Here is a 793-nt window from a genome sequence, read left to right on the forward strand (position 1 = left end):
CACCACCGGCGTGACGGTCACCAACCCGGGTAACCAGAGCGGCACCGTGGGCACCGCGGTCAACAAGTCCAACACCGCCTCCGGCGGCACCACCCCGTACACCTGGTCGGCCACCGGGCTGCCCGCAGGCCTGTCGATCAGCTCCTCGACCGGCACCATCACCGGCACCCCCACCACCGCCGGCACGTCCAACGTGACCATCACCGCGACGGACAGCTCCAGCCCCGCCAAGTCCGGGTCGGCGAACTTCACCTGGACGATCAACCCCACCGGCGGCGGCACCTGCTCGGCGGTCACCAACACCACCGACCACACCATCACCGACAACACCACCATCGAAAGCCCGGTCACCGTCTCCGGCTGCACCGGCAACGCCTCAGCCACCGCCAAGGTCGACGTCAACATCGTCCACACCTACATCGGTGACCTGACCGTCTCCCTCATCGCACCCGACGGCTCCGCCTACGTCCTGCACAACAAGACCGGCGCGGGCACCGACAACCTCAACACCTCCTACACCGTCAACCTCTCCGGCGAAACCGCCGACGGCACCTGGAAACTCAGGGTCAACGACTCCGGCCCCGGCGACAGCGGCAAACTCGACACCTGGACCCTCAACACCGGATCCACCGGCGACGGCGGCACCTGCGCCCCCGCCGGCAACGGCACCAACGTCACCATCGCCGACAACACCACCGTCACGAGCACCATCAACCTGAGCTGCTCGGGCACCGCCTCATCGAGCAGCAAAGTCGACATCGACATCAAGCACACCTGGCGCGGCGACCTCGTC

1 protein-coding gene is annotated in these 793 nt (G+C 67.5%); it reads left to right on the forward strand.

The window, feature by feature from the left end; genetic code table 11:
- Nucleotides 1-793, forward strand: a 793-nt coding sequence (locus GPZ80_RS31890) for a proprotein convertase P-domain-containing protein (RefSeq protein ID WP_187224814.1), incomplete at both ends; no start/stop codon positions are given.

The sequence above is a fragment of the Actinokineospora xionganensis genome, from assembly GCF_014323725.1.
Taxonomy (GTDB): domain Bacteria; phylum Actinomycetota; class Actinomycetes; order Mycobacteriales; family Pseudonocardiaceae; genus Actinokineospora; species Actinokineospora xionganensis.